The 7,943-nt window shown below is 70.5% G+C and carries 7 protein-coding genes; 4 read left to right on the forward strand and 3 right to left on the reverse strand.

Features of this window, described 5'->3' with window-relative positions:
• The 4 genes from ACLFOB_RS13115 to ACLFOB_RS13130 all read left to right on the forward strand — a co-directional run.
• A partial coding sequence (locus ACLFOB_RS13115; protein ID WP_410926362.1) for a hypothetical protein occupies nt 1-270 on the forward strand: 270 nt, incomplete at its 5' end.
• A 28-nt stretch (nt 271-298) separates the two neighbouring features.
• A complete protein-coding gene (locus ACLFOB_RS13120; protein ID WP_410926363.1) occupies nt 299-1,027 on the forward strand; it encodes a hypothetical protein in 729 nt (242 codons plus the stop codon).
• 65 nt (nt 1,028-1,092) lie between these two features.
• On the forward strand, nt 1,093-1,434 hold the full coding sequence (gene csgH / locus ACLFOB_RS13125; RefSeq protein ID WP_410926364.1) for a curli-like amyloid fiber formation chaperone CsgH: 342 nt from the start codon (nt 1,093-1,095) through the stop codon (nt 1,432-1,434).
• A gap of 17 nt (nt 1,435-1,451) precedes the next feature.
• The gene (locus tag ACLFOB_RS13130; protein ID WP_410926365.1) at nt 1,452-2,213 is read left to right on the forward strand and encodes an SH3 domain-containing protein; all 762 of its coding nucleotides are present in this window, start codon (nt 1,452-1,454) and stop codon (nt 2,211-2,213) included.
• Nucleotides 2,214-2,344: 131 nt separating this feature from the next.
• Here the strand turns inward: ACLFOB_RS13130 and ACLFOB_RS13135 are convergent, their stop codons facing one another.
• The 3 genes from ACLFOB_RS13135 to ACLFOB_RS13145 are packed head-to-tail and all read right to left on the reverse strand — an operon-like array spanning nt 2,345 to nt 7,607.
• The gene (locus ACLFOB_RS13135; RefSeq protein ID WP_410926366.1) at nt 2,345-5,488 is read right to left on the reverse strand and encodes an efflux RND transporter permease subunit; all 3,144 of its coding nucleotides are present in this window, start codon (nt 5,486-5,488) and stop codon (nt 2,345-2,347) included.
• Nucleotides 5,485-6,780 (reverse strand): efflux RND transporter periplasmic adaptor subunit, encoded by a 1,296-nt coding sequence (locus ACLFOB_RS13140; protein WP_410926367.1) that lies wholly within the window; start codon nt 6,778-6,780, stop codon nt 5,485-5,487. Before ACLFOB_RS13140 ends, ACLFOB_RS13135 begins: the two co-directional genes overlap by 4 nt.
• Nucleotides 6,777-7,607: a PRC-barrel domain-containing protein gene (locus ACLFOB_RS13145; RefSeq protein WP_410926368.1), complete on the reverse strand. Its 831-nt coding sequence runs from the start codon at nt 7,605-7,607 to the stop codon at nt 6,777-6,779. Before ACLFOB_RS13145 ends, ACLFOB_RS13140 begins: the two co-directional genes overlap by 4 nt.
• Nucleotides 7,608-7,943: the final 336 nt, after the last annotated feature.

Below are 7,943 nucleotides of genomic sequence, written 5' to 3' on the forward strand. Positions count from 1 at the left end.
GGCTGGGGTCAGGAAACCGGGCTGTGGTCAGCACTCGACCGCCCGGGACGAATCGTTCAGGACGGCAGTGGGAACCAGGCGGCCATCGATGTCGCGGGATCCGGCAACCTGTTCTCGGTCACGCAGTCCGGAGACGCGAACCGGGCGCGCCTTGTCGTCGAAGGCACCGCAAACCTTGCCGCGATCGCGCAATCCGGGCAAGGTCATCTTGCGGTTGTTCGACAGACCGGCACTGGAAACATGGTGGCCATCTCGCAGTCTTCGTGGTAAATCTATGGCGCACATAGGGGTTTGGACCATGAATTGCATCGCCACACGCTGTTCGGCTCTGGCTCTCGTCATCGGGCTTGCCGCGCCGGTTGCCTTCGCGGACGGTAACGAGGTGAACCTCCTCCAGGATTCGACCGACTCCGCCTTCGGGAACGAGTTGTTCATCGATCAGAGCGAGGCTTACAATTCGAGCATTGGCCTTTTTATCGAGGATATCGATGAGGATGATCGGACTCTCGCGTTGAGCGACGTCTCGCAAGACGGGCGCGCCCGCCAGATCGGCGGGGGCAATTCCGGGGAAATCACCATCGAAGGCGAGGGCGCTGTCGTCAGTTTCCTGCAGGGTCCCGGCAGTTCCACTGTGGATGATCTGGGCAACACCGCGACCATCGAGGCGGGCAGCCTTGCCACTGTCGTGCTTGCACAGCAAGGCAGCGGGAACGAGGGTAGGCTGGAGGTGCGTTCGCCGCTGGACGGAGAGACCGGCAACACCGGCCAATTGTTCCAGAACGGCGACGGAAACGATGGCACAGTCATCGTCGCAGGCAGCGGGGTGACCGGCATTCTGACTCAGAACGGTAACCGCAACGACTATAGTCTCGATCTCTCGGCTGCCTCCCTGGCGTTCGCGCGTACGGACACGACGGTGGTAGCCACGCTGAATGGCGACGACCTCGATACGCCGGCTGGTGCCAATCCGATCGAAGTCTTCACGAACTCGGGTGGCACGATCACGATCACCCAGACCCGTTACTGACATTGCTCGGTCTGCGCGCCACCCTGCTCGGGGGCGTCCTCGGGTCCGCCATTGCTGCCGCCGGCATGGCCGGTGACGCGGCTTCGCCCGCCCTTCCGGTTCTGGACGTCGAGCCTGTGGAGGGGGGCTATCGCATCGCCGGACGCGTCGTGGGCCTGGCATCGGGCGAGGTCGAGGCGCAGCTGTCGCTGGAGCGCACAGACTCCAGCGGCCGGACCGCCACGCGCCAGTCGCGCAGCATCGCGGTCGAGCCCGGCTCGGAGACGGTGGTGGGCGAAACACAGTTGTCCGCCGGGCCCGACGCCGAACTCGAGGTGCGCCTGACGCTCAGCGCCGCCGGCACGCCCTTCGCCCGCGCCGAGATGCGGCTTGCCCGGGACGGCGATTTCCCCGACACGACAGAGTGACGAACGAAGGAGTGGCCATGCGTTTTGCCCTGCTCGCAGCCGCGGCCGTTTGCGGCCTGTCCGCAAGCCCGCTCGAGGCTCAGACCGCGGACGAGTTCTTTCAGGCGTTTTCCGGCGACTGGTACGTCTTCGACCCCCAACGCTCGGAGACGGACCAGACCTGCCGCATCGACCTTGGGACAGAGGGAGAGGGAGACTCGCGGGACGCGGCGACGCGTGGCTGCAGGATGCCCCTCTCCGCGGTCGTTTCCTGGACGATCTCGGACGGCCAGCTCAGTCTCAGGAACGAGGCCGGAGAGCAGGTGCTGCAACTCGGCGGCAACCAGCAGCGAATCACGGGCGAGTTTTCCGATACCGGCCAGGGGGTGGTCCTGGAGCGGCCGAGCGGCGACGGCACCTCCGGCGCGATTGCCGAGGCACTTCGCCGCCACGGCTGCTTTTTTCTGGGATACAGCGCGGATTGCGCCCCGCGCGAGGTTCTCGAGCGTCCGACCCTCACGGATGACGGCGGTCAGGTCGGGTCGATCGAGACGCTCGTCAACCTGAACGTCCGCAGCCAGCCGCGGCGCGACGCCCCCGAGCTTGGAACCGTGCCGGAAGAGACCTGCGTCCGGGTGAACGACTGCCTCGTGGCCTCGGACGGTGTGTGGTGCCGTGCACGCTTCGGCGACCAGACCGGGTGGCTGGCAAAGACCGCGCTCCGCCAGGAGGAGTGGCCCGTGATCACCTACGAGAACGGCTGCACGGAAGACGGCGAGGGCGAGGGAGAAGGCTCCTGATCCAGTCCGCCGCCCTCCCCGGGCGCTCCTTCGGTATCGCCGCGCGGGCCTGACCTGGCCGGCGGGTCGAGACCGCGCACCGCTCTCGACGGCCTGTCACCCCTTGCCCGGGTGAACGACCTTGCAAGCCGTCACGCCCGGGCGTCCGAACCCGCGAACCCCCGCACCCGGCGCCGGCTGCGCGCGTATAGGCTGGAATAGGCGGGCACCAGGATCATCTGCAGCACGAGGACCAGCAGGATACCAAAGCCGAGCGACACGGCCGTGGGGATCAGGAACTGCGCCTGCACCGAGGTTTCGAGGATCAGCGGCGCGATCCCGAGAAAGGTCGTCAGCGTCGTCAGCAGGATCGGCCGGAACCGCTCGAGCGCCGCGCCGGCGATCGCCTCGAGCGGGTCCTCGCCCTGCGCCTCCCGCTGCTGGATCATGGTGACGATGATCAGCGCGCCGTTCACCACGACGCCCGACAGGCCGATGATCCCGAACATCGACAGCAGCGTCAGATCCAGTCCCAGCGCCGCGTGGCCCAGGATCGCGCCGACGAGGCCGAAGGGCACGACCCCGAGCACGATCATCGGGCGCAGGTAGCTCGAGAAGGCCAGCGAAAGGATGACGTAGATCCCGATCAGCGCCAGCGCGAAATTCGTCGTGATCGAGGCGCCGAAGCGGCCCGCCTCCTCCTGCTCGCCGCCGGTGGAGATCTCGAGGTCCGGGTAATCGGCCCGAAGCTCGGGGATCACGTTCTGCTGCAGCCAGGCGGTCTCGGCGCCGCCGGTGGTCACGGCCGTGTCCACATCCGCTTCGAGGGTGGTGATCGTCCGGCCGTTCAGCCGCTCGATCTCGATGGGCGCGGGGTCGAGCGAGACATCGGCCAGGACCGGCAGAGGCACCTGCCCCTCGGCGGTCTGGATGCGGAGCGCCAGAAGGTCCGCGATGCTGTCGCGCTGGTCCTGCGCGAGGCGCAGGCGCACGTCCACCTCCTCGCGGTCGCGGGCGATCTGGTCGATGGTCACGCCGAAGAAGGCGCCGCGCAGCTCGTTGGCGAGGCTCGCGAGATCGACGCCGTAGCTGCGGGCGTCGGGGCGCAGGCGGATCGCGAGTTCCTGCGCGGCAGAGGTGCGGTCGTCGCGGATGTCCTGCACGCCGTCGCGACCTTCGAGGGCCTCGCGCAGGCGGGCGACGGCGGCGTCGCGGGTGTCCTCCTGCTCTGCCGAGACCTCGAAGCGGATGGGCGCGCCCACGCCCACGAGCGAGGCCGAGAACAAGAGCTCGCGCGCCCCCGGCACGTCGCCCGCCGCATCGCGCCAGGCCTCGCGGAAGGTCGCCGCCGCGACATCGCGCTCGCCCGCATCCCGCAGCTTGGCCGATACCGTCGCGCGGTTGCCCGATCGCGGCCCGCTCTCGCCCTCCGGCCCGCCGCCCTCGGCCTCGAAGCCGATGGTGATGGAGGTCGCCTGCAAGAGCCCCGGCGCGTCGAGCGCCTCGGCGGCCTGCCGGGCCGCGGCGGCGAGCTCTTCGGCCCGCTCGCGCGTTGCGTCCGTGCTGGTTCCTTCGGGAAAGCGCAGCTCCGCGGTGACGAAATTCCCCTCGATCTCCGGAAAGAACACGAACTTGACGTGCCCGCCCGCGAAGAGCCCGGCCGTCCCCGCCGCAAGGCCCAGCGCGAAGGCGATGGCGACGAACGGATGCGCGACCGAGCCTTCCACCAGCCGCCTGAGCGGCCCGTCCGAGAACCGCGCGAGCGACGCGCCCACGCGCCGCCTGGCGGGTTCCGTCAGGCGCCGCGGCGAGAAGCGGCGGGGCGCCCGCGTCCGCAGCCCCGCGAGATGCCGCGGCAGGACGAAGAAGCTTTCCACCAGCGACAACGACAGCACGAAGATCACCACCGCCGCGACGGGCCCGATGAAGGAACCCGACGATCCCGGCAGGAACAGCAGCGGCACGAAGGCGAGGATCGTCGTCGTCACCGAAAAGAAGACCGGACGCCAGACCGCGAGGATGCCCGCGCGCGCCGCCTCCGCGCCGCCTTCGCCCCGCGCCTCGGCCTCGGAGTAGACGCTTTCGCCCACCACGATCGCATCGTCCACCACGATCCCCAGCGCCAGGATGAAGCCGAAGAGCGAGAGCTGGTTGATCGTCGTCCCGAAAAGCCACATCGGCGCGAAGGTCGCGGTCATGGCCACCACCACCCCCGTGGCCACCCATGCCGCGACCCGCAGGTCGAGAAACAACATCAGGACGATCAGGATCAGCACGGTTCCGATCGCGCCGTTCTTCAGCAGAAGGTCGATCCGCCCGCGAAGCTGCTCGCCCTCGTTGCGCCAGACGACGGCCTCTGCCCCCTCGGGCAGCCGCGGCGACAGCCGCTCGTCCAGATAGGTTTGCACGCGGTCCACGATGTCCAGCACCTGCTCGTCGCCCGCGCGGTTGACCGACACGAAGATCGCCGTGTCGCCGTCCACCTCGGCCACCGTGTCCTCCTCGGCCAGCGTGTCGGTGACGCGGGCGATCTCGCCCAGCCGCACGAGCGCGCCCTCTGCGCCGGCGAAGACGATGGTGTCGCGATAGGCCGCGGCGCTGCGCGCCTCGCCCAGGGTGCGGACCTGGATGTCGCTTTCGCCGGTGTCGATGGCGCCGCCGGAGAGATCGAGCGTGGCGTTCTCGATCCGCTCGCCAAGCTCGATCAGGCCGATGCCGTGGCTCTGGAGCGTCTCGCGATCGACCGCAATCTCGATCTGATCCGCGGGAATGCCCGACAGCTCGACCTGGCTGATCCCGTCCATGTCGGTCAGGTCGTCGCGGACCTGCTCGGCGAGCGCCTTGAGCGTCGCCCGGGGCACGTCGCCGTAGAGCGCAAGCTGCACCGCAAGCTCGGTCGGCTCGACCTCGGCCACGCGGGGGCTTTGCGCCGCGTCCGGAAAGGTCGCGACGCGGGCGAGGCGGGTCTCGATATCGTCCTTGACCTCGGTCACATCGGCGCCGTCGTAAAGCTCGGCGGTCACCGTGCCCGTGCCCTGCGTCGCGGTGGCGCTGAGTTCGCGGACACCCTCGAGGCCCTGCAGCTCTTCCTCGACCGGGGTCAGGATCGCGTCGGCGACCTCGGTGGGCGTGGCGCCGGGGTAGTCGATGGTGACGCTGATCGCGGTCGTGGCGATCTCGGGAAAGGTGCGGACCGTCAGGTTCAGCGCCGCGGCGATCCCGCCCACCACCAGCGCCAGCATCAGCAGGTTCGCGGCGACGCGGTTGCCCAGCGAGGCAAGAATGAGCGACGTCATCCCGATCCGTCCCCGTCGTCGTCCCCGGCCACGCGCACCTCCTGCCCGTCGAAGGCCGCGGCCATGTCCGACAACATCACCCTGTCACCGGCCGACAGCGCGTCCGAGACCAGGTCGACGCTGTCCTCGCCGCGGCGGATCACGTCGACCGAGAGGCGTTCCAGCACGCCGTCGCGCAGCGCCCAGAGCGTATCCCCGTCCTTCAGCGCCGCGGCGGGCACGGAGAGCACGCCGGCGTCGGGCAGGCGCGCGGGCAGCGCGAGTTCCACCAGTTCGTCGACGCGCAGGGGCCGCGGCGACCGTTCGTCGAAGGCCCCCTCGATGCGCACGATCAGGCCGGTGGTCCGCGTCTCCGGCGCGATGCTGGGATCGACGTCGGTCACGACACCTTCGGCGAGCGGCTCGCGTCCCGGCCCGACCGCACGGATCTCGACCGCGGCGCCGGCAAGCGCGCCGGGATCGCCCAGCAGCGCGAGATCCGAGGGCGTGAGCCCCATCTCCACCTCCGCGGCCTCGAGCCCCACCAGCCGGCCGAGCGGCGCGCCCGGCTGGACGAAGCCACCCGGCGAGGCGTCGCGCGCGATCACCAGCGCGTCCAGCGGCGCGCGGATCGTGGCGTCCTCGCGGGCCTGCTCGGCGCGGGTCACCTCGGCGCGGGCAGCGGCCAGCGCGGCCTCTGCCTGCGCAACGCCAAGGATCGCCTGCTGCAGGCTCTCCTCGGTGGCAATGTCGCCTTCTTCCAGGGTCTCTGCCCGGTCACGGGCGACCCGCGCCTCGGTCAGGGCGGCGCGCGCCTCCTGCAGGCCCGCCTCCGCGCCGGCCACATCGGCGTCGAAGGTGGCGCTGTCGAGCGCCACAAGCGGCTCGCCCTCGGCGACCCGGCTGCCGCGCCGGAATTCGGGGGCGATGGAGGCGATGCGTCCCGAAACCTCGGAGGCGAGTTCAATCTCGAAGAGCGGCCGCACGAAGCCGGTCTGCGTGATCTCGATCCGGTCCGTCGCGGTGACCTCGGCGGTCTCGATCAGCGGCGCCCGCGGACCCTCGCCGCTGCCCGCCTCGTCGTCCGCCGCCGCGCCGGAGGCGAGATACCAGTAAAGACCGCCGCCCACGGCGAGGAACAGCAGACCGAGAAGAAGCCATGGCCACAGCTGCCCCCTGCCGCCTGCATCGCGGGAGCGGTCGTCGCGGCGCGGCGCGGCCCGCGTCCCGTCCGGCACCGGATCGTCCGCGCCGCCGCGCGGGGCGCCGCCGGATCGCGGCCCGCCTGCGGGCGGGCGCTCATCCTTCTTCATTCGCGTTCGCCTCCGCCGCTTTCGCCCCCGGCGTCGTCGTCGCCGTCGTCGCCGTCGGCGCCGTCAAGGATCACCTCGCCGCCGAGCGGGTCGATGGCGACCCGGTCGATGGACACCCGGCGCGTGTCCTCCTCGCCAAGGCCGAGAAAGCCCGCATCGTCGGCGATCACCACCGTCTCCACCATGCCGGTCTCGAGCGACATCAGCAGGTCGGCGATCTCGCCGGTCCGGTTTCCATCGCCGTCGTGCACCGGCGATCCGATGAGATCGGCGATCGAGGTGACCCTGCGGCTCAGGTCGATCCGGTCCCCGCTGGGCGGATCGTCCCGGGCGGTGTCGGTGTCCGGTCGCGTCGCGTCCCGCTCCCTGCCCTGCTCCGCGTCCTGCTCCCCGCCGCGCTCCTCGTCCGCCTTTGCCGGGCGGTCCTCGGCCGAGGCGGCTTGCTGCCCGGCGCCCTCCGTCTCCTCGCCCGCGGTGTCGGACATCTCGCCGGGATCGAGCGTGAGCACCTCGGGCTCGGGCGTTTCACGCTCTTCCGCGGCGAGGCCGTCGTCCTCGGCCCGGTTGTCGGCGGGGTCCGCGTCCGGCACGACCTCGTCCGCCGAACGGCCGCCTGTCTCGGCGATGGCGGCTGCGGGATCGGAGGTGTCGCCATCTCTGTCACGGGCGTCCCCGGAGCCGTCGGCGGACGTAGAGGCAGCGGCGGCCCGTTGGTCATGGCGTCCGGCCCCGGCGAGATCCGTCGCGAAAGCGCGCTCCGCCACGGTGACAGTGGCGGCGAGAAGCGCACCGGTGACCATTGCGACACTGGCTGAGAGACGTCCCATGCATGCTCCGACCGTGATGTCAGACCGTTCAACCGTCTGCCGGTGTTCAGGTTCCACGGCCTCGGGGCGTCTTCGGTTCGTCGGTTCCTGGGCGGCATCTTCGATCGGGGCCTTGCCGGGCCGCCGAGCGTGGTTTCGACGGCGAAAGGGGCCGGCGTGCCTTCGGAAGGCCCGGGTTCACATCGGTTCACGATGCTGCAAGCGCGCGAGCCGCGGGTCCGAGTGCCCCTGCCCGTGGGCGTGGGCGAGCAGCTCGGCCTCCGTTTCGAGGCGCCTGGGCCGGAGATCGCCGCGCAGCGTCTCCGCGAGCTCGATCGCGGAGGCGAGGGGCAGGCC

This window comes from Rhodosalinus sp. (assembly GCF_046542825.1).
Classification (GTDB): domain Bacteria; phylum Pseudomonadota; class Alphaproteobacteria; order Rhodobacterales; family Rhodobacteraceae; genus Rhodosalinus.